This window comes from Acidovorax sp. SRI_002, from assembly GCF_057586455.1.
This window is the reverse complement of sequence record NZ_JBYCZW010000002.1, coordinates 118,123-142,041: the sequence shown is the minus strand read 5'-3', so window position 1 is coordinate 142,041 and position 23,919 is coordinate 118,123. Positions and strand designations below refer to the sequence as shown.

Annotated in this window: 21 protein-coding genes and 4 pseudogenes; 14 read left to right on the top strand and 11 right to left on the bottom strand. The window is 60.5% G+C overall.

Features of this window, described 5'->3' with window-relative positions; genetic code table 11:
- The first annotated feature begins 160 nt into the window (after positions 1-160).
- Both istA and istB read left to right on the top strand, forming a co-directional pair.
- The gene (istA, locus tag AC2YJX_RS05495; RefSeq protein WP_422190491.1) at positions 161-1,687 is read left to right on the top strand and encodes an IS21 family transposase; all 1,527 of its coding nucleotides are present in this window, start codon (positions 161-163) and stop codon (positions 1,685-1,687) included.
- The gene (gene istB, locus AC2YJX_RS05490) at positions 1,680-2,576 is read left to right on the top strand and encodes an IS21-like element helper ATPase IstB (protein WP_422190493.1); all 897 of its coding nucleotides are present in this window, start codon (positions 1,680-1,682) and stop codon (positions 2,574-2,576) included. Before istA ends, istB begins: the two co-directional genes overlap by 8 nt.
- Before the next feature lie 106 nt (positions 2,577-2,682).
- Here istB and arsH read toward each other — a convergent pair whose 3' ends face one another.
- The 8 genes from arsH to AC2YJX_RS05450 all read right to left on the bottom strand — a co-directional run bounded on the left by arsH (position 2,683) and on the right by AC2YJX_RS05450 (position 10,784).
- Complete coding sequence (gene arsH / locus AC2YJX_RS05485) at positions 2,683-3,396, bottom strand: arsenical resistance protein ArsH (protein WP_055396770.1); 714 nt, start codon at positions 3,394-3,396, stop codon at positions 2,683-2,685.
- Positions 3,371-4,417 carry an ACR3 family arsenite efflux transporter gene (arsB, locus tag AC2YJX_RS05480; protein ID WP_197506379.1) on the bottom strand — a complete coding sequence of 349 codons (1,047 nt, stop codon included), beginning with the start codon at positions 4,415-4,417 and terminating at the stop codon, positions 3,371-3,373. Before arsB ends, arsH begins: the two co-directional genes overlap by 26 nt.
- An 8-nt stretch (positions 4,418-4,425) precedes the next feature.
- A complete protein-coding gene (locus AC2YJX_RS05475) occupies positions 4,426-4,932 on the bottom strand; it encodes an arsenate reductase ArsC (RefSeq protein ID WP_063459417.1) in 507 nt (168 codons plus the stop codon).
- Between the two features lie 89 nt (positions 4,933-5,021).
- Positions 5,022-5,345 carry an ArsR/SmtB family transcription factor gene (locus tag AC2YJX_RS05470; protein WP_063459325.1) on the bottom strand — a complete coding sequence of 108 codons (324 nt, stop codon included), beginning with the start codon at positions 5,343-5,345 and terminating at the stop codon, positions 5,022-5,024.
- Between the two features lie 224 nt (positions 5,346-5,569).
- The gene (locus tag AC2YJX_RS05465) at positions 5,570-6,004 is read right to left on the bottom strand and encodes a MarR family winged helix-turn-helix transcriptional regulator (protein WP_024815622.1); all 435 of its coding nucleotides are present in this window, start codon (positions 6,002-6,004) and stop codon (positions 5,570-5,572) included.
- Positions 6,005-6,146: 142 nt separating this feature from the next.
- Positions 6,147-8,543, bottom strand: coding sequence for a heavy metal translocating P-type ATPase (locus AC2YJX_RS05460; RefSeq protein ID WP_255424298.1), 2,397 nt, complete (start codon positions 8,541-8,543; stop codon positions 6,147-6,149).
- Between the two features lie 220 nt (positions 8,544-8,763).
- Positions 8,764-10,101, bottom strand: coding sequence for a heavy metal sensor histidine kinase (locus tag AC2YJX_RS05455; RefSeq protein WP_082836287.1), 1,338 nt, complete (start codon positions 10,099-10,101; stop codon positions 8,764-8,766).
- Positions 10,098-10,784 (bottom strand): heavy metal response regulator transcription factor, encoded by a 687-nt coding sequence (locus AC2YJX_RS05450; protein WP_063459324.1) that lies wholly within the window; start codon positions 10,782-10,784, stop codon positions 10,098-10,100. Before AC2YJX_RS05450 ends, AC2YJX_RS05455 begins: the two co-directional genes overlap by 4 nt.
- Before the next feature lie 156 nt (positions 10,785-10,940).
- Between AC2YJX_RS05450 and AC2YJX_RS05445 the strand changes: the two genes are divergently transcribed.
- The 7 genes from AC2YJX_RS05445 (at position 10,941) to AC2YJX_RS05415 (ending at position 19,537) form a co-directional block, all read left to right on the top strand.
- Positions 10,941-11,279, top strand: coding sequence for a DUF4148 domain-containing protein (locus AC2YJX_RS05445; protein WP_069103149.1), 339 nt, complete (start codon positions 10,941-10,943; stop codon positions 11,277-11,279).
- 74 nt (positions 11,280-11,353) lie between these two features.
- Positions 11,354-11,713, top strand: coding sequence for a cation efflux protein, CzcI family (czcI, locus tag AC2YJX_RS05440; RefSeq protein WP_082836286.1), 360 nt, complete (start codon positions 11,354-11,356; stop codon positions 11,711-11,713).
- A 157-nt stretch (positions 11,714-11,870) separates the two neighbouring features.
- Complete coding sequence (locus AC2YJX_RS05435; protein WP_082836285.1) at positions 11,871-13,226, top strand: TolC family protein; 1,356 nt, start codon at positions 11,871-11,873, stop codon at positions 13,224-13,226.
- Positions 13,227-13,228: 2 nt separating this feature from the next.
- Positions 13,229-14,845, top strand: coding sequence for an efflux RND transporter periplasmic adaptor subunit (locus AC2YJX_RS05430; protein ID WP_082836284.1), 1,617 nt, complete (start codon positions 13,229-13,231; stop codon positions 14,843-14,845).
- Between the two features lie 15 nt (positions 14,846-14,860).
- Positions 14,861-18,049 carry a CusA/CzcA family heavy metal efflux RND transporter gene (locus tag AC2YJX_RS05425; RefSeq protein WP_063459323.1) on the top strand — a complete coding sequence of 1,063 codons (3,189 nt, stop codon included), beginning with the start codon at positions 14,861-14,863 and terminating at the stop codon, positions 18,047-18,049.
- A 63-nt stretch (positions 18,050-18,112) separates the two neighbouring features.
- The gene (locus AC2YJX_RS05420; protein WP_063459322.1) at positions 18,113-18,493 is read left to right on the top strand and encodes a hypothetical protein; all 381 of its coding nucleotides are present in this window, start codon (positions 18,113-18,115) and stop codon (positions 18,491-18,493) included.
- 408 nt (positions 18,494-18,901) lie between these two features.
- Positions 18,902-19,537, top strand: coding sequence for a hypothetical protein (locus tag AC2YJX_RS05415; RefSeq protein ID WP_233559556.1), 636 nt, complete (start codon positions 18,902-18,904; stop codon positions 19,535-19,537).
- Positions 19,538-19,570: 33 nt separating this feature from the next.
- On the opposite strand, the pseudogene AC2YJX_RS05410 reads toward AC2YJX_RS05415, so the two are convergent.
- A pseudogene (locus AC2YJX_RS05410) lies at positions 19,571-19,780 on the bottom strand (EamA/RhaT family transporter); the annotation flags it as partial.
- Position 19,781: 1 nt separating this feature from the next.
- Between AC2YJX_RS05410 and AC2YJX_RS05405 the strand changes: the two are divergent.
- From AC2YJX_RS05405 to AC2YJX_RS05385, 5 genes and pseudogenes are all read left to right on the top strand, one after another.
- Positions 19,782-20,231: pseudogene (locus AC2YJX_RS05405) on the top strand (chromate transporter); the annotation flags it as partial.
- Positions 20,232-20,250: 19 nt separating this feature from the next.
- Positions 20,251-20,619, top strand: a pseudogene (locus AC2YJX_RS05400) (Fe-Mn family superoxide dismutase); the annotation flags it as partial.
- Positions 20,620-20,850: 231 nt separating this feature from the next.
- Positions 20,851-21,171, top strand: coding sequence for a rhodanese-like domain-containing protein (locus AC2YJX_RS05395; RefSeq protein ID WP_051022504.1), 321 nt, complete (start codon positions 20,851-20,853; stop codon positions 21,169-21,171).
- Positions 21,168-21,587 (top strand): annotated as a pseudogene (locus AC2YJX_RS05390) (chromate resistance protein ChrB domain-containing protein). The gene AC2YJX_RS05395 and the pseudogene AC2YJX_RS05390 overlap by 4 nt, the downstream one beginning before the upstream one ends.
- A gap of 101 nt (positions 21,588-21,688) precedes the next feature.
- Positions 21,689-22,021, top strand: a complete 333-nt coding sequence (locus AC2YJX_RS05385) for a hypothetical protein (RefSeq protein WP_015013008.1) — start codon at positions 21,689-21,691, stop codon at positions 22,019-22,021.
- A gap of 433 nt (positions 22,022-22,454) precedes the next feature.
- Here the strand turns inward: AC2YJX_RS05385 and AC2YJX_RS05380 are convergent, their stop codons facing one another.
- Both AC2YJX_RS05380 and AC2YJX_RS05375 read right to left on the bottom strand, forming a co-directional pair.
- Positions 22,455-23,510: a DMT family transporter gene (locus AC2YJX_RS05380; RefSeq protein WP_015013010.1), complete on the bottom strand. Its 1,056-nt coding sequence runs from the start codon at positions 23,508-23,510 to the stop codon at positions 22,455-22,457.
- A 5-nt stretch (positions 23,511-23,515) separates the two neighbouring features.
- Positions 23,516-23,911, bottom strand: coding sequence for a hypothetical protein (locus AC2YJX_RS05375; protein WP_369801407.1), 396 nt, complete (start codon positions 23,909-23,911; stop codon positions 23,516-23,518).
- Between the last annotated feature and the right edge of the window lie 8 nt (positions 23,912-23,919).

Genomic DNA, 23,919 nt, shown 5'->3' with positions numbered 1-23,919 from the left:
GCACGGAAAGTGAGATCACCCCGCTTCGGGTGGCGCTGGGCGGTGACGTGTTGGTGCCGATGCAATCTTGACCAGCTAAACCGCAAAGTACCAATCCAATATTGACCAGGGTGTTCCACTGACCTGCTGAGAATTTCAGCAGGGATTCAAGGTGATCACCATGGACATGATTGGCAAGGTCAGGCGCATGAGGCTGCGCGACCAACTCTCCCTCAGCGAGATCGCAAAGCGCACGGGCCTGTCGCGCAACACGGTCAAGAAGTGGCTCAAGGCGCCCGGCGATGTTGCCCCGAAGTACGAGCGGGTGAAGCTCGATGGCAAGCTAACTGCGTTCGAGCCGATCCTGCATCAAGCGCTCACAACCGACAGCCATCGCCCCAAGCAGGGACGGCGCAGCGGCCGTGCCTTGTTTGCTCAGATACAGACCCAGGGCTACCGAGGCGGCTACAGCGCCGTCACCGACTACATCCGTCGCTGGCGGATAGAGTCGGCTGCCAGTCCGGCCAAGGCGTTCGTTCCGATGAGCTTCGAGCTGGGCGAGGCCTTCCAGTTCGACTGGAGCGTCGAAGCCATGGTCGTCGGCGGCGTGTTCTACAACGTGCAAGTGGCGCACCTGAAGCTGTGCGCCAGCCGGGCCTTCTGGCTGGTGGCCTACCCCAGCCAGGGCCACGAGATGCTGTTCGACGCCCACACTCGCTCGTTCCAGGCACTTGGCGGCGTCCCCCGGCGCGGCATCTACGACAACATGCGCACCGCCGTGGACAAGGTGCAGCGTGGCAAGCAGCGCACCGTCAACGCTCGATTCGCGGCCATGTGCAGCCACTACCTGTTCGACGCCGACTTCTGCAACGTCGCCTCGGGCTGGGAGAAGGGGGTGGTGGAGAAGAACGTGCAGGACAGCCGCAGGCGCATCTGGATCGAAGCCGCGACCCGTCGCTTCGGCTCGTTCATCGAACTCAATGCCTGGCTGAGCGAGCGGTGTCGTTCGGTGTGGAGCGACACCACGCATCCGATCCACCGACAGTTCACCGTGGCCGAGATGTGGGAGTTGGAGAAGCCTCACCTCATGTCCATGCCGGCCCCCTTCAACGGCTATGTCGAGCGGCTGGCCCGGGTCAGCAGCACCTGCCTGGTGGCCGCCGCGCGCAACCGTTACTCCGTGCCGTGCGAGTGGGCCGGCCACATCGTCAGCACCCGCGTCTATCCCGAACGAATCGATGTGGCGGCCGCAGATGCCGTCGTAGCCAGCCATGCCCGGCTGCCGGGCAGTGGCCAGACCAGCTACGACTGGCAGCACTACATCGACCTGGTGCAGCGCAAACCGGGCGCATTGCGCAATGGCACGCCGTTCCTGGACCTTCCGGCGCCGTTGCTGCGTTTGCGCCAGTCGCTGCTCAGGCACCCTGGAGGAGACCGGGTCATGGCACAGGTGCTGGCCGTGGTGCCGCAGGCTGGGCTGGAAGCGGTGCTGGTGGCCATCGAGCTGGTACTCGAAGGCAGGGCCCCCAGTGGCAGCATCAGCGTGGAGCACGTGCGCAACGTGCTGGCCCGCTTGAACAACCCGGCCACGCCGGCGCAGGCGCAGACGTCCTTGCAACTCACCCAGGCTCCCAAAGCCGACACCGCGCGTTATGACCGGCTGCGCCCCACCCACACGGACCATGAGCAGGAGGTCGATCATGCGTGAGACCTCCATCGATGTACAGGCCCAACTGAAGGCGCTGCGGCTCAACGGCATGGCCACGGCCTGGGCCGACCTGACGGAGCAAGGTGGCGATACGACCCTGGCCGCATCACGCTGGCTGGTGGAGCACCTGCTGCAGGCTGAAGATGCTGATCGGGCGATGCGCTCCATCGCCCACCAGATGAAGGCGGCGCGCTTCCCGATGCACCGCGACCTGGCTGGGTTCGACTTCACCGTCGCGCAGGTCGACCGCGCGTTGATCCAGAAACTGGCGGACCTCTCGTTCACGCAGGATGCGCAGAACGTGGTGCTAGTCGGCGGCCCAGGCACCGGCAAAACCCACCTGGCCACGGCGCTGGGAATTGCCGGGCTCACCCGGCACGCCAAGCGAGTGCGGTTCTACTCCACGGTCGATCTGGTCAATGCCCTGGAGCATGAGAAGAGCCAGGGCCGTGCCGGACGCATCGCCATGAGTCTGGTGCGCATGGATCTGGTCGTGCTCGACGAGTTAGGTTACTTGCCCTTCAGCCAGGCCGGTGGCGCCTTGTTGTTCCACCTTCTGTCCAAGCTGTACGAGCACACCAGCGTGATGATCACCACTAACCTGACGTTTGCGGAGTGGTCCACGGTGTTCGGCGACGCCAAGATGACCACTGCGTTGCTGGATCGCTTGACCCATCACTGCCACATCATCGAGACGGGCAACGAGTCCTACCGCTTCCGCCACAGCACGCACGAAGCCAAGGGGCGCATCAAGGCCCGTGAGCAGACCAGGAAGGCAGCAGCGGCCCAGGTTAGCGAGACCGCGGAGGAAGGGGCCTCGCCTGACGGCTCGGCAATACCAACCACGAGTTCAAAAAAAGGAGGACCTACCGAAGCATCCACCCTATAGTTATCCACAGTTGGCTTCAAATGGAACCAGCTCTAGCCCCTGGTCAATGTTCGACTGGCACTGCTGATCACGTTTGCACTGGCACTAACACCCTGAGCACTGCCAGTCAAATGCTGCGCTGATTCACCCGCTTTGACAGCGCGTCTGCACTCTCGCGTCGCTCGCTATACCGATCCACCAGATAGTCTGCACTATCGCGGGTCAGCAGCGTGAACTTCACCAGCTCTTCCATTACATCCACCACACGCTCGTAGTAGCTTGATGGCTTCATGCGGCCACTTTCGTCGAACTCCAAAAAGGCTTTTGCGACCGACGACTGGTTGGGGATGGTGATCATGCGCATCCACCGACCCAGTACCCGCATCTGATTGACGGCATTGAACGACTGCGAGCCACCCGAGACTTCCATCACCGCCAGGGTCTTGCCCTGGGTCGGCCGCACGGCCCCCACGGACAGAGGTATCCAGTCGATCTGCATCTTCAGGATGCCGGTCATCGCGCCATGGCGCTCCGGTGAGGTCCAGACCATGCCCTCCGCCCATTGGGCCAGCTCTCGCAACTCCACCACCTTCGGATGGCTGTCGGGCTCTGCGTCCGGCAGTGGCAGCCCTCGCGGATCGTAGATGCGGGTTTCAGCACCGAGGGCGCGCAGCAGTCGCGCAGCCTCTTCGGTCAGCAATCGGCTATAGGAGCGCTCTCTCACAGAGCCGTAGAGCAGCAGGATGCGGGGTGCATGGGTAGAACGCTGTGCGGGCACCAGTCGCTCAAGATCGGCCTGCTCGAAGAGCGTGGCATCAACGTTGGGAAGATCCGGATTCATACCAGTCCTTTGAAGAGTTCACGACCTTGACCACCAGCAGCATGACCGGCACCTCGATGAGCACCCCCACCACCGTGGCCAGGGCCGCACCCGAATGAAAACCGAACAGGCTGATGGCTGTCGCCACGGCCAGCTCGAAGAAGTTGGAAGCACCGATCAATGCTGATGGGCAGGCAATGGCATGCTTTTCTCCCGCTGCGCGATTGAGCCAATACGCCAGTGCCGAGTTGAAGAACACCTGGATCAGGATGGGTACGGCCAGCAATGCGATGACCAGGGGCTGCTGCAGGATGGCCTCGCCCTGGAACGCGAACAGCAGCACCAGGGTGAGCAGTAGCGCAGCAATGGACCAGGGACCAATGCGATGCAGCGCAGCGTCGAACACGGCTTGACCTCGGGCCAGCAGTGCCCGGCGCAACCATTGGGCCAGCACAACGGGAATCAAGATGTACAGGACGACAGAGGTGAGCAACGTGTCCCACGGCACCGTGATTGCCGACAGGCCCAGCAGGAAAGCCACGAGCGGCGCGAACGCGACGATCATGATGCTGTCGTTCAGCGCGACCTGGGACAGCGTGAACAGCGGGTCGCCCCCCGTGAGACGGCTCCACACGAACACCATGGCGGTGCACGGGGCGGCGGCCAGCAGGATCAAGCCAGCGATGTAGCTGTCGATCTGGTCAGCTGGCAGGTATGGGGCAAACCACTGACGTATGAACAGCCAGCCCAGAAAAGCCATGGAGAATGGCTTGACCAGCCAGTTCACGAATAAGGTGACCCCGATGCCGCGCATGTGGTTGCGCACTTCGCCCAGGGCGGCGAAGTCCACCTTGAGCAGCATCGGAATGATCATCACCCAGATGAGCAGGCCCACCGGAATGTTCACGCGGGCGACTTCCCACGCACCAATCGCGCGTGCTGTTCCAGGAAACACCTGGCCCAACCCGATCCCCACCACGATGCACAGCACCACCCACACGGTGAGGTAGCGCTCGAACACGCTCATGCTGGATTTCTGCATCCCGTTTCTCAGTTTGTGACCAGTTGGCGAGCGGTGGTCTGAAGCACCGCCTTGGCCAGCTTGTCTTCGGGAAGGCTAACCAGCAGTTCGAGCCGACGCTTCATGGCGTGCAGCGTCTGGCGGAAGGCTTCAAGTTGCTGCTCGTCCGTGCCGTCGCCCTCGCTGGGGTCTGCATAGCCCCAGTGCGCTGTGGCGGGGTGGCCTAGCCAGATGGGGCAGACCTCGCCCGCCGCGTTGTCGCACACCGTGATGATCAGGTCCATCTGGGGCGCGTCGGGCGTGGCGAACTCATCCCAGCTCTTGCTGCGCAGGCCTTCGGTGGAAATGCCTGCTTTTTGCAGCACCTGCAGTCCGAGGGGGTTGGGCTGCTGGTTGTCGCGTGGGCTGCTCCCAGCGGAGTAGGCCTTGAACCGACCGGCACCCATGTCATTGAGCAGCGCTTCGGCCAGGATGCTGCGCGCCGAGTTGTGTGTGCAAAGAAAGAGAACTTTCAAGGGTTGTGGGGTTGCGCTCATGGTGAACTCCAGGGTCAATGGTGGTGAGATAGGTGAATCTGGGCTGAGCGCACAGGCGCTTGGGGCATGGATTGCCCTACAGGGAACCCTCAGCAGTTGCAGGAGGCGGCCTCTTCAGTGAGGCATAGCGCACCCTGGCAACAGTTTTCTGTCAGGTAGGCCAGCAGACCGTTCATGGTCTGGTACGAGGCGCGATACACCAGGTTGCGCCCGTGGCGCTCCTGGCTCACCAGGCCAGCATGGGCCAACTCTTTGAGGTGAAACGACAGGGTGTTGGAGGCTACTCCCAGCTGCTCGGAGATTGCGCCAGGGGTGAGACCATCCTTGCCTGCCACGACGAGTGCGCGGAAGACACGGAGGCGTACCTCTTGAGCAAGCGCTGCAAGCGAGCGGACAACTTCAGGCTCATTCATTTCTCAATAATACACCAATTATTGAAATATAAGCCGGCTAAATCCACTCCTATTTGCATGGCGAGTGGCGGCTCGGGAAATGCGATTCGCCCCAATGGCCGTGATGAGTGGCACGCTCCAAAATCACACACCCTGGCTCGACCATCGAGGTACGCAGTCCAAAAGGCGCCAGCATCGGTCAGGGGTGGCGGCTTGCATCCGAAATCCTTGATTGAAGGAATCAGTCAGTAGACTGATTGGTCTTCTCTCAGGGCCGTCAACAACAACAGAAGGGATTTCTCGACTGCGGCACGATCCCGCTCACTCAGGCAGGCAAGCAATTGCACTGCGTGGTCATCCAGGGCAGCATTCCAATGATTGACTGACTGAAACCCTTCGTCGGTGAGCGTGACCAACCATTTCCGGGAATCGGCGGGATTGGGCTCCTTGACGACCAGACCACGGGTCGCAAGTGCGTCAACAGAACGCGACACCCAACTTTTTTCGCGTCCAACCCGCCTGCCCAGTTCAGTCATCGCAAGCGTCCCGGAGCGCTCCAGTTCGGCGAGCAGATTGCATTGGCTGTTCATCTTGCTGTTGCGTTCCACTGACCTACTTTGCGATTGTGTGAACAAACGGGCGACCTCCCGCAACAGACTTCCCGAAATGGCCGTTGTCATTTTGGTGCGTATTGCAGTGGATAGTATGAAGTCTTGGTTTTTTTGTGTGGCCAACGCTTCCGCTCAAGAGCCAAGGCGGTCGGCTCATAGCGCCGAAACTAGCTCGTGGAAGTGAGCATGTTCAGCCAACTATGCGGTCTGGCTACCCTCGTACCCTTCGAAGAAGGCGCAGGCCATTGCCCACCACCAGCAAGCTGGCCCCCATGTCCGCGAAGACCGCCATCCACATAGTGGCCGTGCCAACGACAGCCATCACCAGGAAGACGCTTTTGATGCCCAGTGCCAGGGTGATGTTCTGCCAGAGAATGGCGTGGGTGCGCTTGGATAGACGCACTGTCTCGGCGACGCGCTGCAGGTCATCGTTCATGATGACTACATCGGCGGCTTCCATGGCCGTGTCAGTTCCCGCTGCACCCATGGCAAAACCGATGTCGGCCTGCGCCAGCGCCGGCGCATCGTTGATGCCGTCGCCGGTCATGCCGGTAGCGCCATAGCGCTTTTGCATTTCCTTGATGGCATCGAGCTTGGCTTCGGGCAGCAGATCTCCACGGGCGTCATCAATGCCGGCCTGCGCCGCGATGGCTTTTGCGGTGGCCGTGTTGTCGCCGGTCAGCATCACCGAGGTCACACCCAGTGCCTTGAGATCGACGATGGCCTGTTTCGATGTCTCACGGATGGTGTCCGCTACCGCGAACAGCGCCAGGACGCCCGAATCGTCAGCCAGGAGGGTTACCGTGCGGCCTTGCTTTTCGTGGATGACCAGCTCCGCCTCCAGCTCCGGACCACACAGTCCTTGCTCATGGATCAAACGGTGATTGCCCAGCATCAAGCGCATACCATTGACCATGCCTTCGACACCGCGCCCAGGCAAGGCCTTGAAGCTTTCTGCTTCTGGGTCCTTTACGTCCAAGCCCTGGACAATCGCCTTTGAAACCGGGTGATCGGAGCGAGCCGCCAGGCTGGCAGCCATTTGCTGGACTGCTACCTCGTTACCGGCACCCCACACCTGCCACTTCACCAGCTTGGGTTTGCCTTCGGTGATGGTGCCGGTCTTGTCCAGCGCCACCGCCTTCAGAAGCCGGGCATCTTCCAAGTAGGTTCCGCCCTTGATCAAGATCCCACGGCGCGCTCCTGCGGCCAATCCGCTGACCACCGTGACCGGCGTGGAAATGACCAGAGCGCATGGGCAGGCGATCACCAGCAGGACCAGGGCCTTGTAGAGCGCCTCCAGCCAGGTAAGGCCCATCAGGAAAGGAGTGAGGACCGCCACCGCCACGGCAATGGCGAAGACTGCGGGGGTGTAGATGGAGGCGAACCGATCCACAAAGCGCTGCGTCGGAGCGCGCGTGCCCTGCGCCTGCTCAACGGCCTGGATGATCCTGGCCAGGGTGGTGTTGCTCGACAGGGCTGTGACCTCGAACTCCAGCTCACCAGTCTCGTTGATCGTGCCGGCGAACACCTGGTCGCCAGGTGCCTTGTCCACGGGGATGCTCTCGCCAGTCACGGGGGCCTGGTTGATGGCGCCATTGCCCTTGGTCACCTTACCGTCCAGCGGCACGCGTTCGCCCGGCTTGATGCGCACGGTCGCTCCGATGGCGACCGAAGCCACCGGTGTAGCGGTCCATGCTCCGTTGGTGCCCAGTACCAAAGCCTCTTCGGGCGCCAGTTCCAGCAAGCCCTTGATAGCGTTTCGGGCCCGGTCCACTGCCTTGGCTTCGATGAGCTCCGCAATCGCGTACAAAGCCATCACCATCGCGGCTTCTGGCCACTGACCAATGAGGAATGCGCCGGTGACGGCCACCGACATCAGCGCATTGATGTTCAGCTTGCCGCGCAGCAGCGCCGCAATGCCTTTTTTGTAGGTGTCGATGCCGGCCAGCCAGATAGCCAGAGCGGCAATCGCCATGCCGGCCACTTTCCAGGCCATATGGTCGGGCGCGAAGAACGAAAGTACCTCAGCGCCTGTGGCGAACACCAGCGCGGCTACCAGCCGGGAGATGCCGCCTGCAAAACCATGTCCATGGTCGTCGCCTTCGGCTGGTTCGCCCGCCTGTCCGCCCTCGGAGCCATTGGCGCCTGGAACTGGCTGCGGATCGAAGCCCGCTTTGCGCATGGCGTCGAGTGCCAACGGGTAGGTGCCTTCGTTGGCATCGATCTTGAGCGTCCGCGCGCCGAGCTGAAAGCCCAGAGAGCGGATCCCATCCAGAGGCTCCAGCGCTCGGCGAATCTCCGCCTCCTCGGCGCTGCAGTCCATGGTCGCAATGCGAAACACCCGGCCTAGGCTACCCTGGGTGTTTGCCGCAGTGACCACGGGCTGTGGATCGAAACCCGCCTTGCGGATGGCATCGAGCGCAAGGGGCAAGGCGCGATCCTCCGCATCGATCTTCAGCGTGCGCGCGCCGAGCTGGAAACCCAACGAGCGGATTCCCTCAAGCGGTTCCAGAGCCCGCCGGATCTCCGACTCTTCGGCACTGCAGTCCATGGTGGCGATTCGGAACAGCTTGCCCTGGCCCGGGCTGCTTGTGGCTGCAGGGACCACTGCTGCGGTACTGGAACAGCCCGAGGAGCAGCAGGTGTCAACAGTGGTGGGAGGTGTGCTTGTTTCTGATTTCATAGCCCAATTGGAACCCTTCAAGTAGCTTTAAAGTCAAGCAGCAAAAAAGAATATGGCTGCTTTGTCCTGGGTAAATCGGATTTCTTAACGGTCCGTACTCAGTCGCAGGGGCACAGGATCGACCCCACCCCGTCGAAAAACAACATCAATTCGGGGGGATTTCGATTCCCACATTCGTTACCCCGTTTTCTGACGATGCAAAGGGCTTTCCCTGGTGCATGCGTGCAATAGCTCCTACTATGGCCAACCCAAGGCCATGGTTACTCTGCCCATGACTACGAGCCGGATCTGCACGGAAGAATCGGTCAAACAGCTGCGGGAGTAGCTCGGGATCGATAGTGCTGCCGTAGTTGGTGACACTGATCAACACACGGCCCTCATCGATAGTTCTGAGGTTGACTTGGACGATTGAGCCAGGGTTCGCGTATCGGGTGGCGTTGCCGAGCAAGTTCGACAGGGCCCGGCGCAACAACGGCACGTCGAAAGCGCCATGCGCATCGCCGACCACCTTAGCGGTGAGACCAGCCTCGGCCAGTGCCGCTTCGTGGTAATCCAGTACGTCAGCAGCCACTGATGCAAGAGTCGCAACGGGGGCCCGACGTGCTCCCACACCCCGATCCGCCTGGGACAGGAACAGCATGTCATTGACGATGCCCGTCAGGCGGTGCAGCTCCTCCAAATTGGACGCCAGCACCTCGCGAATATCCGCCTGCTCAGGGCGCAGCAAAGCCAGTTCATTGTTGGCAATGAGCGTGGCCAAAGGCGTGCACAACTCATGCGCCACGTCCGCATTGAAGCCTTCCATCTGGGAATAGGCCTTCTCAATGCGAGCAAGGAGCGCGTTGAACTGGTCGATCAAAGGCACGAGCTCAAGGGGCTGCTCGGCGCTGTCGAGACGTTGATGCAGATTGTCAGCCGACACTGCGCGCGTCTGACTGGCCAGTCTTCGGACGGGCGCCAGGCCCAAGTTGACCAGGGAGAATCCGCCTAGCGATACAACGACGGCCCCACCGATGGCTGCGACCAGCAAGGTAAGAGCAAGTCGGTGCAACAACTGGTTGTCGGTTTGGATATCCAGCGACAGCTGAACGCGCAAGTTCTTTGAGGGAGTCTGGTCCGTAGTCTGTGCTACTTCGAACTGCCGTTGGCGCCATACCGTCTTCGCATTCTGGTTGCGGGTGTGGGCGTAGAGAACAATCCCGTCCGCCCGCGCGACTTCGAGCGACAGATCTCCGTGCCCAACAAGGAAGTCATCGAGTTTGTGCGCAAGGTCTTCCGAATCCCCATGCTCCTTGCCATCCACTAGCAAGTGCCGAATGACGTTTTCCTTTTGCGCCAGCGTTTCCTCTTGCCGATCACGAAAGTTGAACTCGGTCACCAGATACACCGCCAGACAGACCACCCCGAGTCCGGCAAAGCTCTGCAGCGCCAGCCACCAAGACAACCGCTGGCGCAATGAGCGATGTTGGGCCAGCTCCTTCATCCGTTGCGGTCCTCCATCACGTATCCCATGCCGCGAATAGTATGGAGCAGCGTAGTGTCAAACGGCACATCGATCTTGGTACGGAGGCGCCGGATCGCGACCTCCACCACGCTGGTATCGCTGTCGAAGTTCATGTCCCACACCTGTTCAGCGATCTCAGTGCGAGAAAGCACTTCGCCTTTTCTTCTCAGAAACAGAGTCAGCAGCAGAAACTCCTTCGCAGTCAACTCCAAGCGCTGGCCACACCGGGACGCTTTGCGCCGTACCAGGTCTAATTCCAGGTCGCCCAACCGCAGTTGCGTGGGCTCTGCGGCATCCCGCGCGCCATGGGTCCGCCGCAGCAGCACCTGGATGCGGGCGCTCAGTTCGGAAAACGCAAAGGGCTTGACCAGATAGTCGTCGGCACCCGTCTTGAGTCCCAATACCCGATCCTCGACGCGGACCCTTGCTGTCAACATCAAGACCGGAGTCTGCTTGGTCTTGCGAAAGGCCGTTAAAAGGCTGAAGCCGTCGATCCCTGGGAGCATCGCGTCCAAGACCAGCAGATCGTGCACGCCTTCCAGAGCCATGTGAAGGCCATCTACCCCGTTGTGCGCAACGTCCACCACGTAGCCAGCCTCTCCCAGGCCCTTGCGCAGGTACTCGGCCAGCTTGACTTCGTCTTCGATGAGCAGAATTTTCATGCCGCCATTCTCGAAGAATGCGGCCAGTTGGTAGTTTACAAATTTGTAATCTGGCTGTTGGCGCCGTGTCGCGCGCGGATTTTTACAGTGTCTCCGTGTCGAAAGGCATAGTCCCGGCAGATCGCCGAGGGCTAACTGATATCAAGGGACAACACCATGACTGTTCGCAAACCCCTCGCCCTCACTCTGATCGCCTTCACAATTGCGGCTCCAGGATTTTCATCTGCCTCGTCGCTGTACCATCCTGCTGGTGGCGAAGTGGGCATGACCACACATCCCGACCACATGCAAAGCGCAATGTCCCGTGGCGATGTGCTTCAGGCTGTCGAAGTAGCGCGCAAGGATGGCACGCTGGCAGTCCTTTCGCGCGGGGGTGCGCTGCCAGTCAAAGCAACAGGCTCAACAAAGACGCGTGAGCAGGTCCAACAGGAATTTCTCAACATGTCGGCAGCTGAAAAGAAGGCGCTTCTGGACATGAACGGCGGCGCTCGCTGATTTCCCAACCCAGTGCCCTTCAGCGGCCATCCAAGCCTCAGTACGCCCTTCATGACGCATGCTAGACTTCAAAAATGCGCCGCTTGATCGCTGTTTTTATGCTTGCATTGCTTCCGTTCCAGTTCAGCTGGTCTGCGGTGGCTGCTTATTGCATGCATGAGAGCTCAACCGCGCAGTCGCAGCACCTTGGGCATCACGAACACAAGCATGAAGCCAAAGGCGGGACTGGTCAGGCCGAAAAGTCCAGCCAGGGAGCCGATGCATTTGATGTTGACTGCTCAGTCTGTCATGGCGCGGGTATCGGGGCCTTGAACTGGTCAGATGCAAAGCCAGTCTTCATCCATGAAAGCCGCGTGGAGCCTCCTTCAGGCAAGCGCCTGCTGGCTGTAACCCCCACGCCCCCAGACCGCCCTCAGTGGTCCGTCCTCGCCTGATCGGCGGGGGCATCTCACTTTTCTTTTTCAGTCTTGTCCGCCATCGCGGCCGAAGCAGTTGCGTGTGTTGCAGCTGGAGTGACTGACGAGTTGCCAGGCAGCTGCACGGTTGCCAGTCCGCCGATTCCCTCGTGTTTTGAAATCACTGGAGAATCGGATGTTCAAGGGTACTTACCTTCAAGAGATGCCGCACGCATGGCGCGGCGGTAGAAAGATCAAGCTCGCGGCAGGCGCCGCAGCTATATGGCTGAGCGCCTCGGGCGGTGCCTTTTCCCAGGGCCTGCCACCAGGGCCAGCCGTTGGCGAACGAGCACCTCAGTCTGCTGCAGCGGCCGCAGCTGAGCCTTTGTCGCTGGCCAAGGCCATCGAACTGGCCCTGGAGGGAAATCCGGAGGTGGCTGCGGCAAAGCGCCAATGGGAGGCAACCGAAGGACAGGTTCTTCAAGGACGCTCGCGCCCCAATCCAGAGCTCGCGTACTCGCTGGAAGACACACGCTCCAAAACACGTACGCAAAGCTGGCAACTCAATCTTCCCGTAGAACTGGGTGGAAAGCGTGCGGCACGCACTAAGGCGGCCGAAAAAACGCGCGAGCAAGCACAAGCCCAACTCGCCGAGCTGCAAGCCACCGTGCGGGCCAATGTCGCTGCCGCTTACTTTGATGTTCTGACTGCGCAGGAACGATTGGTACTGGCCAGAGACAGCGCAGCGCTGGCCAAATCCTCAACGGATACCGTCTCAAAGCGTGTAGCCGCTGGCAAAGTATCCCCTGTGGAAGAGTCCAAGGCCCGGGTTGCAGAAGCCGGCGTTCGCGTCGAACTCGCCCAGGCCGCGAGCGAACAACGCAATGCTCTGTCCCGCCTGTTCGCGCTGTTGGGACAGATCGATGCGCCTTACACCGTGCTGGAGGGCAAGGCCGAGAAACTGCCCTCGGTCCCGAGCCTCGCCGATCTCCAGCCCTTGATTTCTTCTGCGCCAGGCGTGGTACTTGCGCGAATCGAGGTGGATCGGCGCAAGGCATTGACCGCCCTGGAGCAAAGCAAGCGCGTGCCCGATGTCACCGTCAGCGTCGGCATGCAGCGCAGCAACGAAACGCAGCGCAACGTCCTTCTTTTCGGGGTCTCTGTGCCTCTTCCCGTCTTCGACCGCAACCAAGGCAACCTCCTGGAGGCGCTGAAACTTGAGGACAAGGCCCGCGATGAGCTGCAAGCAGCCACCGTGCGCCTGCACAGCGAAGTGGCGCAGGCACGAGAGCGCCTTTCCACGATCACCGCAGAGGTTCAGTCACTGCAGCAGGAAGTTCTGCCCGGTGCGAAGTCGGCCTATGACGCCGCCACCATTGGGTTCGAGAACGGTAAGTTCAATTTCCTGGAAGTGCTCGATGCCCAACGCACTTACTTCACAGCCAAATCCCAGTACCTCAAAGCCCTTGGCGAAGCACACCGTGCAGCGGCTGATATCGACCGCCTGCTCGGGGCCAGCATGGTTCCCGGCCTGATCGCAACGCAACACTGAGCATGACCATGAACACGAACTCCAGCAAATCCACCATCAGTAAAAAACACCTGATCGCCATTGCAGTAGTCCTCGCAATAGGGGGCGGCGCGGGAACCTTCATCTTGCAAGGTGGCGGCAAGCCCAAAGCCGCAGCCACCGAGGACGATGGCCACGGTCACGGCGGCCATACCGAGGCCAAGGGACACGGCGACGGCGAGCACCATGGCAAGGGTAGCGAAAAGGGCCACGACGATGACAAGGGGCATGCCGATGGTGAACACCATGAAAAGAGCGAAGCCAAGGGACCACATGGCGGTACCGTGTTCAAGGAAGGCGACTTCAGCTTGGAAGCATTGTTGTCTGAAGACGGTGGCGAGCCTCGACTGCGAATCTGGCTGTCCGACAAAGATAAACCGCTGCCCCTGAATGCTGCAACGGTCACGGCAACTGTGACCCGCCCGACAGATGAAAAGCAGAAACTGACGTTTGCCGCTGAAAAAGACAGTCTTGTCAGCCGAGAGATCGTTGCTGAACCCCATGCTTTCGACATCGAGATCATTGCGCAGACTGCCACAGAGCCTTTCATGTTCGTGATGAGCAAGGAAGAAGGAAAGATCGAACTGACCGATGCCCAGATAAAGGCTGCATCCATCAGCCTGGACGCTGCTGTGAAAGCCAACATCAAGACGGCGTTGCTCCTTCCCGGGGAGATACGCTTGAACGAAGATCGCACGTCTCACGTTGTTCCCCGGCTTGCGGGAGTCGTGGAAAGCGTCAATGCCAGCTTGGGCCAAGTGGTCAAGAAAGGGCAAGTTTTGGCGGTGATCGCGAGCCCGACTGCTTCCGAGCAACGCAGCGAGCTGCAGACGGCCCAAAAGCGCTTATCGCTGGCAAAGACCACCTACGAGCGAGAAAAAAAGCTGTGGGAGCAGAAGGTGTCTGCCGAGCAGGACTACCTGCAGGCCAAGCAGGCCTTGAGCGAAGCAGAGGTCGCAGTAGCCAACGCCAATCAGAAACTGAGCGCGATGGGCCTGTCCGCCTCGTCGGTAGCAGGACTGAACCGTATCGAGTTGCGAGCGCCCTTTGATGGCATTGTCATCGAGAAGCACCTTAGTCTCGGCGAAGCCGTGAAGGAAGATGCTGCGGTTTTCACCATCTCGGACCTTTCCCAGGTGTGGGCTGAGATCAATGTTCCGGCGAAAGATCTGCCATCGGTTCGTGTGGGCGAAAAGGTCACGATCAAGGCCACCGCCTTTGACGCCTCCGCTACAGGCACTGTCGCTTTTGTAGGAGCGCTCATTGGCGAGCAAACCCGCACGGCAAAAGCCCGCGTGGTTCTTGACAACCCCAAGGGCGCTTGGCGCCCCGGCCTGTTTGTCAATGTTGAGGTGGTGTCCGAAGAAACGGCAGCGCCTGTAACCATCTCGGCCGACGCCGTCCAAAACGTCGGGGAAAAGCCGGTGGTCTTCCTCAAGGTTGATGGAGGCTTTATCGCTCAACCCGTGAAGCTGGGCCGAAGCGATGGCAAGCGGGTCGAAGTCCTCTCGGGTCTCAAAGCCGGTATGCCCTACGCCTCGACCGGCAGCTTCGTCGTGAAGTCTGAACTCGGCAAGGGATCTGCCGAACACACGCACTGATCGCGGAGCGCATACATGTTTGAAAAACTCATTCGATTCTCGATCGAGCAGCGATGGTTGGTGCTTCTAGCGGCCCTGGGCATGGCGGCGCTTGGCGTCATCAGCTACCAAAAGCTGCCTATCGATGCGGTCCCTGACATCACGAACGTCCAGGTTCAGATCAACACACAGGCCGCAGGCTACTCGCCTTTGGAGACTGAGCAGCGGGTTACATACCCCATTGAGACGGTCATGGCTGGCCTGCCAAACCTGGAGCAGACCAGGTCGCTTTCGCGGTACGGTCTGTCGCAGGTGACCGTCATTTTTAAAGACGGAACCGACATCTATTTTGCTCGGCAGCTCGTCAACGAGCGTATCCAGGAGGCGCGCGACAAGCTGCCTGCCGGCATCACGCCAGCGCTGGGGCCCATCTCGACCGGGCTGGGCGAAATCTATCTCTGGACTGTCGAAACCAAGGACGGGGCGAAGAAGCCCGATGGCTCACCCTATACCGCAACAGACCTGCGCGAGATTCAGGACTGGATCATCAAGCCACAGCTGCGAAATGTTCCTGGCGTGACCGAGATCAATTCCATTGGCGGCTTTGCCAAGGAATACCAGATCGCGCCCATCCCTGAACGCCTGGCTTCTCTGGGCGTGACACTGCAGGATGTGGTCACTGCGCTGGACCGCAACAACGGCAATGTGGGCGCGGGCTATATCGAAAAGCGTGGCGAGCAGTATCTGATTCGTGCACCTGGTCAGGTGAAGTCGCTGGAAGACATCGGTAACGTGATCCTCAGCAGCGCCAACGGTGTTCCTGTGCGCGTTCGCGACGTGGCAGAAGTTGGCATTGGCCGGGAACTGCGCACAGGTGCTGCAACAGACAACGGACGCGAAGTGGTCCTCGGCACGGTGTTCATGCTGATCGGCGAGAACAGCCGGACTGTCTCGCAGGCGGTGGACAAGAAGATGTTGGAAGTCAACAAGAGCCTCCCAGAGGGGGTGCACGCGGTGACTGTCTACGACCGTACCGTGCTTGTTGACAAAGCCATCAGTACGGTGAAGAAGAACCTGCTGGAAGGCGCGGTTCTGGTGATCGTGATCCTGTTCCTCTTTCTGGGCAACATCCGTGCCGCCATCATCACGGCAATGGTCATCCCCTTGTCGATGCTTTTTACCTTCACGGGTATGGTTCAGTACAAGGTGAGCGCCAACCTGATGAGCCTGGGAGCGTTGGACTTCGGCATCATCATCGACGGAGCGGTGGTGATCGTTGAGAACTGCGTACGGAGACTTGCCCATGCACAAGCGCACCACGGTCGGCCACTGACGCGGGCTGAGCGCTTCCATGAGGTGTTTTTGGCATCCCAGGAGTCAAGGCGTCCATTGCTGTTCGGACAGCTCATCATCATGGTGGTGTACCTGCCCATCTTCGCGCTGACAGGCGTTGAAGGGAAGATGTTCCACCCCATGGCATTCACGGTGGTCGCGGCACTGCTGGGCGCCATGGTTCTGTCGGTGACATTCATCCCCGCAGCGGTGGCCCTGTTCATCGGCAATCGGGTCAGCGAGAAGGAAAACTTCCTGCTGGGCCATGCCAAGCGCTTGTATGGTCCACTGCTCGACCGTGTCATGGCCGCCAAGGCGGTCGTACTGACCGCAGCTGCAGTTGCGGTGATCTTGTGCGGGTTGATCGCCACGCGTATGGGCAGCGAGTTTGTACCCAATCTCAATGAAGGCGACTTTGCGATCCAGGCGCTGCGCATCCCAGGCACCAGCCTTTCCCAGTCAGTCCAAATGCAGCAGCAAATTGAAAGGACCTTGAAAGAGAAATTCCCCGAGATCGAGCGCATCTTCGCCAGAACCGGTACTGCGGAGATTGCCTCGGACCCCATGCCGCCGAACATTTCGGACGGGTACATCATGCTCAAGCCAATGGCCGAATGGCCCGAACCTCGAAAAACCCGCGACGAATTACTCGCGGCGATTCAGGAAGTCATCGGGAAAATCCCGGGCAACAACTATGAGTTCTCCCAGCCCATTCAGCTGCGCTTTAACGAGCTGATCTCCGGGGTGCGCAGTGACGTAGCCGTGAAGATCTTCGGTGACGACATGGATGTCCTGAACAAGTCCGCAGAAGAAGTCTCCGCAATGCTGCAGAAGATTCAGGGCTCCTCTGAGGTGAAGGTTGAGCAGACGACGGGGCTTCCGATGCTCACCGTGAACATCGACCGCCAGAAGGCTGCTCGCTATGGTCTGAACGTTGCCGACATTCAAGACACCGTGGCCACCGCTATCGGTGGACGCGAGGCCGGCACTATGTTCGAGGGCGACCGCAGATTCGACATCCTGGTTCGTCTGCCTGAATCCCTGCGCAACGATCTCGAAGGGATGAAGCGCCTTCCTATCCCGCTGCCGCGTTCTGCCAATGGGACAGAGGCCAAAACGAACTTCATCCCGCTGGGCGAGGTAGCAACATTCGAGCTTGCTCCTGGCCCCAACCAGGTGAGCCGAGAAAACGGCAAGCGCCGCATCGTCGTGAGCACCAACGTGCGCGGGCGCGATGTGGGCTCTTTCGTCGCAGAGGCTGAGAAAGGCCTGGCCCAGATCAAGATTCCTACCGGCTATTGGACGAGCTGGGGCGGAACCTTCGAGAACTTGCAGTCGGCCACGCAGCGCCTGCAGATCGTCGTGCCGGTGTCCCTGCTGCTGGTTTTCGTGCTGCTGTTCGCTATGTTCGGCAACGTCAAGGATGGTCTGCTGGTCTTCACTGGCATCCCATTCGCTTTGACGGGGGGCATCCTGGCGCTTTGGCTTCGCGACATTCCGATGTCTATCTCTGCGGCTGTCGGCTTCATCGCGCTTTCTGGGGTGGCCGTGCTCAATGGTCTGGTGATGATTTCGTACATCCGCAGCTTGAGGGAAGGCGGCGTTGGTCTTGACGAAGCAATCCGTGACGGCGCGCTCACCCGGCTACGGCCGGTTCTGATGACTGCCCTGGTGGCCTCGCTGGGCTTCATTCCAATGGCCATTGCGACAGGCACCGGCGCTGAAGTCCAGCGTCCCCTGGCCACCGTGGTGATCGGCGGAATTCTCTCGTCCACGCTGCTCACGCTTCTCGTGCTGCCGATTCTTTACCGTCTGGCCCACCGGCCCGATGAGGAAGATGAGGACGTGTCCGCTGAGCCCTCGCATCCCCCAGACGTGTCCGCGTCCGCGTAGTTGAAACGGTCCCGCTCGCTGATCGTGGGGCCGTCCCTTTTCTCCACCCCCAAAGGAACTGTCATGAAACTTTCCCAACTCATTCTCGCCCTGTCTGTGTCGATCTCGGGCGCAGCCTTCGCTGCGGACAATCACGGCCACGACCTAAAGCCGATGCACGGTGGTGCTGTCGCAGAAGCCAAGGAGGTCGAGTACGAATTCGTTGCCAGCGCCGACAAGCTGCAGCTCTATATGCGCGACCATGGAAAGCCCGTTGCCGTTGCGGGAATGACCGCCAAGGTCACGCTGCTGGCAGGCAGCGAGAAACAGGATGTCCAGCTCCAAGCCGGTGACGGCAAGCTGGAAGCCACGGGCAGCTTCAAAGTCCCCGCCGGTACCAAAGTCGTCGTCGCCGTCTCGAAGGCTGGCAAGTCGATTGCCTCCGTCCGCTTCACGCTGAAGTAGTACACGAAGGCCGGCTGGGGGGATTGCCTTCGCAACGCTTCCAGAAGTGATCCCACTTTCCGCAGTCCGTTCACGTCAAAGCAGCTGACTACATATCGGCGAGTTCGGACCGCCCATCGGCAACATGCCTGTGCTGGAGGCCAAAAAAGGAGCGATCCATGTCAATGCAGGCTGCACAGGTCGCGCTCTTTGCCAAGCTGTTCTGGATTTGGATCGGCTTGTTGACCTCCGTGTTTGTGTTTTGGAGGCTGCGGCGTATCTGGCTCAAACGCCACCCGCCAATGGCGGTGAGAGTCAAGTACAGCCGACGCTTGGCCAAGAGACTGAGGGATCGACAGGCAATGCGTTTCAAACACCGAAAAACACCGAAATCGCGGCACCGCCATATGCAATCCAAGGAGGCAGACCGTGGGTGACGGTACCGGGGTCGCTGATGAAGCTTCAGGCAATACGCAACAACCTCCACAGCAAAAAAACAGATCCATGACAAAAATACCTGCATATTCAGGCACCCGCCGCCTCTCCGTGATCCTCAGCTCTGTGCTGGCAGCTAGCCTGCTGGCGGGTTGTGCTACCTCTACTGGGGCCGATCCCTCCGCCGAAGCGCCATACTGCTACAAGACCAGTAAGGGCAGAGTAGTCGCGTGCACTCGGGTACCCGCCCCCAGCCTGAATGCCGACGCTCAGGCGAAGCGCTTTACTCCCGATCCGAATGCGCTCACCGTCTACGTCGTACGGCGCAACTGGGGAGATGGCGGGCGGTTTGTGAAGATCAGCGCGGATAACGCAATGGCCGCCGAGACTCTCCCCAACACGATGGTGCGCTTCAAGTTGAAGCCAGGAACGCATACGTTCACCTTGGATTTCGAAGGAGAGCGTCAAGTCGCAACCGTGGATGGTAAAGCTGGTGACCTACGATTTCTTCGGATCGATGGAACGGTTTGGGCATGGAAGAGCACGTTTGTATGGGCGACTGACGGCGAGGATGCAATTCGGGAAAGGGCTTACAAGGCTCGCCTGGTCGCCGACCTGACGGTCAAGTGACCTCGGGGGAGCAGACAAAAAAATACCGGGGGTTCAGTGAACGTGTTGATGGTGCACGTCAGGAGCATGGGGATGGGCGTGGGTCATAGGTTCATGGGTGTGCTTGTGACTGTGGCTGCCCTTTGGCATCACATCGTGCACATGTGAATGGTGCCCATCGTCGTGCCGGTGGGCATGCTCATGCTCAAGCACTTCGTGTGTGTGCTCGTGACCATGGCCTTCCGCCAAGTGCAGTACCACTCCCGTGGTTAAGGAGTACGCATGGCTCACGGATCGCCAGTTCGTGGACGCCGTGGCCGTGGCCATGATCACCCCCGGCCCGGTGGTTATCACGACAGGATTTATCGGCTTCCTCATCAGCGGCTTCTGGGGCGCGGTCGTCGCGGCGTTGGCAACCTTTATGCCCTGCTACTTGCTCACCGTGATTCCCGCGCCGTACTTCGAGAAGCATGGCAAACATCCTGGTGTGCTGGCGTTCGTTGACGAAGTGACTGCTGCTGCCGTGGGCGCCATTGCCGGTGCGGTGGTGGTGTTGGGCCAGCGATCCGTTGTGGATTTACCCACAGCTGCGCTGTTTCTTGCCACCGCTGCCGTCCTGTGGCGGTTCAAGAAGCTGCCCGCGCCTGTGGTGTTGCTTGCCGCTGCCTTGATGGGTCTGGCCGTGTATCCGCTTGTGGCCCACGTCCAACCCTGACCATTTGACGGAGAACCCCATGAACTACCAAATCCGTCCGCTGACGCTGAACCCCGATCAACTCTCTGGCTTTTCGAACCGTCTAATCACCAGCCACCACGAAAACAACTACTCGGGTGCGGTCAAGCGCCTGAATGCCATACGCAACGAACTCGCAGCGTTGGACTGGAGCAATGCTGCAACTTTCACCATCAATGGCCTCAAGCGCGGGGAGTTGATCGCCGCAAATTCAGCATTCCTGCACGAGCAGTATTTCGACAATCTGGGGGGCAACGGTGTATTGCCTTCCTGCGGGTTGTCCATTGCGCTCACGCGTGACTTTGGCTCCGTGGACGCTTGGCGCAGCCAGTTCACTGGGCTGGCCAAGGCCATGGGGGGCGGATCGGGATGGGCCTTGCTGTCCTGGTCCTCCCGCGAGAGCCGCCTCATCAACCACTGGGCGGCCGACCCACACGCACCTCCTGGCCGGCGCAACGCCCGTACTGGCGCTGGACATGTACGAGCATGCGTACCAACTGGACTTCGGGGCCAAGGCGGGCGCCTATGTGGATGCCTACATGGCGAAATCCAGTGGGACAAGGTCTACAAGCGCTAAGGCGCTGCTGTCGAGGCGGATGCGTTGGCATTTGGCATCGACACAGGCTCTGCGCTGGCCGGTGCGGCAGGTGCGTTTGACTTGCGACTTGAGGAGGACTATCTGCAGAGCCCGCAGGTCATTGCCGGAGTGTCCTCGCGCGATCCGTCGCGCGTGTTGGAGTGGAGCCAGGAACTGGACGCCACGAAACCTGTGCGGCTGTATTGCTTGCGCGGCAAGGACATTGGCCGCTCTACGTTCCTGGCGCTGCGGGCACGCGGCATGAACGCGCGCTACCACGTGGGCGGCATCGAGGCCTGGCAAGCCGCTGCCCTGCCTCTGGAAACGCAAGGAGGTGCCGCATGAAATGGGTCACCCGCGAGCGGCCCAAGATCGACCGCATTGCCTGCCCCTGGCTGATTGCCCGGTTCATCGACAAAGAGCCGGAATTCCTCTATAAGCCTACAGCCTCGGTGCTTCAGGTGGCCCAGGACACGGGAGCGATCCCCTACGACGTGCGCGGCGTCGAATTGACCCACGACGGTGACCTGTGCAGCTTTGACGCCTTTCTCAAGAAGTACGAACTCACCGATCCCGCCCTACAGCAACTGACCGTGATCGTGCGGGGCGCAGACACATCCAGGCTGGACCTGGCGCCGCAGTCTGCGGGCCTCTAGGCGCTGTCGCTTGGCCTGTGCAAGACCTTCAGCGATGACCTTGAGATGCTAGGGCATGGCATGGTGATGTACAACGCGCTCCATGCTTGGTGTAAGTCCTGCTAGGCAGAAACCCACAATTGGCCCCCGAGTATGGCCGCATGACGGCGGGTGCTAGGCGGTGGCTCAGCCGCTTTACCAAGGCGTTGTGAGCGCATTTCCTGTGCATGACGCTTGCTCCGTTGGCCTGCGCGGCGCCCCCGGAAACGAAACTGACCACCGCGCAGATCCGCGCCACGCTGGGCGGGCACCATGTCACCGACGGACGCCATTGGGGGCATGACTATTTCCTGGACGGCCGCCTAGAGCGTTCAGAAAACGGCCGCACACGCGCCGGACGCTGGAGCACGCAGAACAACCAACTCTGCCTGCTGCTGCCCGAGGTCAGCAAGGTCTCGCCCGTCTGCTTTGACGTGGTGCGCGTGGGGGAGGAATTGCAGTATCGCGATGCGGGCAGTGTGGTGTACGCAGGCACGGTCAGAAAGAGTCCGTCTCGTTGAGGCTCCTCGTCAGTCTCTACGGCGTTTGCCCCGCCTTGGCCCCACGCGGGGCCTTCGGCACTATTGGAGGTTGGTCACACTTCCACGCGTTGAAGTAAACCTCATCGCCCACGGCCATGCCGGAGCCCGCGTCAACTCTGGCGAAGTGCCCACGGGTTCGGGTGACTTCCCGCCATCGGATGACTGCAATCTGGTCGGTGGGGCCGAGCTCCATTTGCCGGCAGCGAGAGCCGCTCACCTTCAAGAATTCGTCCGCTTGGATTAATTTGGTAACTTTGCCGACCCTCCAGCCTTCGGACCAAGCGTACCGGTCCTCGTAGACAGGTGTGCTGCAGCCGGAGATCGCAAGGAATGTCAGCGCAGCAGCTGACAAGAGCATTGATTTTTTCATCATGAAATTTCCTTAGCCGCTGTCTCGGTACCGCTCAATGAGTCAATGCCTGTGCTGATGGTGCACATCGGGCGCGTGGGGATGGGCATGAGTCACCGGCTCGTGAAAGTGCACATGGCTATGGCTCCCAGTGGGCATCACGTCATGGGAGTGCGTATGGTGTCCATCGTCGTGACGGTGGGCATGCTCATGCTCCAGCGGGTCATGCGCATGTTCATGCCCGTGACTTTCAGCCAAATGCAGCAGCACCCCCGCAAGCATCAGAAGACCACCGAGCAGCATCAGCCACCCCGCAGACCGTTCACCGAAGCCGAACGCTACAGCCGCACCGATGAAAGGTGCAAAGGCGAACACGGAGCCAGTCCGCGCCGCCCCAAAAGCCCGCTGCGCTAGAAGGTAGAACCGAAGACTCAAGCCATACCCCGTGGCCCCCACGGCAAAGAGCCCTAGAGCTGCCGTCAGGGTGGGCAAAGGCTCGCCCCACGCCATGGCAAGACATGCTGTCGCAGCGGCTCCCAGCGAGGCCTTTGCCATTACGACCTGGCTGGGATCGCGCTCGGCCAGTCCCCGGGACAGGGTGTTGTCCACGCCCCAGGCCACCGTCGCCAGTAGCACGGCAAGCAGACCGAGCAGCTGCGTGCCGCCCTGCAGGCCCTGGTCCATGACCAAAGCCATGCCACCGGCCAGCAAAAGAAGCATGGCTGCCCACACACGGCGGTCCATGGTCTCGCTATACAACCACCACGCCAGAGTGGCTGTGAACAGCGCTTCCAGCGTGAGCATGAGCGACGCGCTGGCGCCACTCGTGTGTTGCAGACCCCAGGACAGGGCGACAGGACCTAGGGCAGCGCCAAACCCCGCCATGCCGATGAGGCGCCAGGCGTCGGATCTTTGCAACCTTGCCTCGTGGGCAGCGGTCCGCAGGGACAAGGCACCAACGACAGCCGCCCCTGCATACAGCAGCGCAGCCGTCGTGAACGCCCCCAGCCCAGCACCCAGCCGTTGAACCAGCGGGGTGCTGATGCCAAACAAGGCTGCGGCCAGCAAGGCCAGCAGACCGCCTCGCAGTGCAGGCAAGGACAGAGAGCCGCGCGCCATGGGCCTTACTTCACCGTGAATCGTACAGTGACGGTCTTTTTGCTGTTGGTCGTGATCAGCGCAACCACCTTTGTGCCCTTGACCAACTTCACGCCCTTGGCCTCCAGCTTGTTGCCGCCTGCAGATTTCAGGGGCGCCTCTGCCTTTTCAGTGCCGTTCAGCACGGTGACCTTGCCGCCAAACTTGGATGCGTCCGCATCCTCGTCGTGGTCCACGATGTAGATTGCCGCGCCGTCAGCGGTGGCGACCAACTCGAACGACAGGTCGGAGGCGGTTTGCACCACGCCGCCGTGAGCAGGCTCGGCTGCACCATGGGCCATTGCAGCAGGCGCACTTGTCAGGGATGCCATCACGATTGCGGTGGCTGCCAGCAGTTGGGAGAAGTTCTTTTTCATGGTCATTTGGGTTT

What these genes read in the sequence shown, in the direction of transcription:
- AC2YJX_RS05475 (WP_063459417.1), bottom strand. Translation starts at nt 4,932, where the DNA reads ATGAGCGCAACCCCACAACCCTTGAAAGTTCTCTTTCTTTGCACACAC.
- arsH (WP_055396770.1), bottom strand. Translation starts at nt 3,396, where the DNA reads ATGAATCCGGATCTTCCCAACGTTGATGCCACGCTCTTCGAGCAGGCC.
- czcI (WP_082836286.1), top strand. Translation starts at nt 11,354, where the DNA reads ATGCGCCGCTTGATCGCTGTTTTTATGCTTGCATTGCTTCCGTTCCAG.
- AC2YJX_RS05465 (WP_024815622.1), bottom strand. Translation starts at nt 6,004, where the DNA reads ATGACAACGGCCATTTCGGGAAGTCTGTTGCGGGAGGTCGCCCGTTTG.
- AC2YJX_RS05445 (WP_069103149.1), top strand. Translation starts at nt 10,941, where the DNA reads ATGACTGTTCGCAAACCCCTCGCCCTCACTCTGATCGCCTTCACAATT.
- AC2YJX_RS05380 (WP_015013010.1), bottom strand. Translation starts at nt 23,510, where the DNA reads ATGGCGCGCGGCTCTCTGTCCTTGCCTGCACTGCGAGGCGGTCTGCTG.
- AC2YJX_RS05425 (WP_063459323.1), top strand. Translation starts at nt 14,861, where the DNA reads ATGTTTGAAAAACTCATTCGATTCTCGATCGAGCAGCGATGGTTGGTG.
- istB (WP_422190493.1), top strand. Translation starts at nt 1,680, where the DNA reads ATGCGTGAGACCTCCATCGATGTACAGGCCCAACTGAAGGCGCTGCGG.
- istA (WP_422190491.1), top strand. Translation starts at nt 161, where the DNA reads ATGGACATGATTGGCAAGGTCAGGCGCATGAGGCTGCGCGACCAACTC.
- AC2YJX_RS05420 (WP_063459322.1), top strand. Translation starts at nt 18,113, where the DNA reads ATGAAACTTTCCCAACTCATTCTCGCCCTGTCTGTGTCGATCTCGGGC.
- arsB (WP_197506379.1), bottom strand. Translation starts at nt 4,417, where the DNA reads ATGCAGAAATCCAGCATGAGCGTGTTCGAGCGCTACCTCACCGTGTGG.
- AC2YJX_RS05455 (WP_082836287.1), bottom strand. Translation starts at nt 10,101, where the DNA reads ATGAAGGAGCTGGCCCAACATCGCTCATTGCGCCAGCGGTTGTCTTGG.
- AC2YJX_RS05375 (WP_369801407.1), bottom strand. Translation starts at nt 23,911, where the DNA reads ATGACCATGAAAAAGAACTTCTCCCAACTGCTGGCAGCCACCGCAATC.
- AC2YJX_RS05470 (WP_063459325.1), bottom strand. Translation starts at nt 5,345, where the DNA reads ATGAATGAGCCTGAAGTTGTCCGCTCGCTTGCAGCGCTTGCTCAAGAG.
- AC2YJX_RS05385 (WP_015013008.1), top strand. Translation starts at nt 21,689, where the DNA reads ATGACGCTTGCTCCGTTGGCCTGCGCGGCGCCCCCGGAAACGAAACTG.
- AC2YJX_RS05435 (WP_082836285.1), top strand. Translation starts at nt 11,871, where the DNA reads ATGTTCAAGGGTACTTACCTTCAAGAGATGCCGCACGCATGGCGCGGC.
- AC2YJX_RS05430 (WP_082836284.1), top strand. Translation starts at nt 13,229, where the DNA reads ATGACCATGAACACGAACTCCAGCAAATCCACCATCAGTAAAAAACAC.
- AC2YJX_RS05450 (WP_063459324.1), bottom strand. Translation starts at nt 10,784, where the DNA reads ATGAAAATTCTGCTCATCGAAGACGAAGTCAAGCTGGCCGAGTACCTG.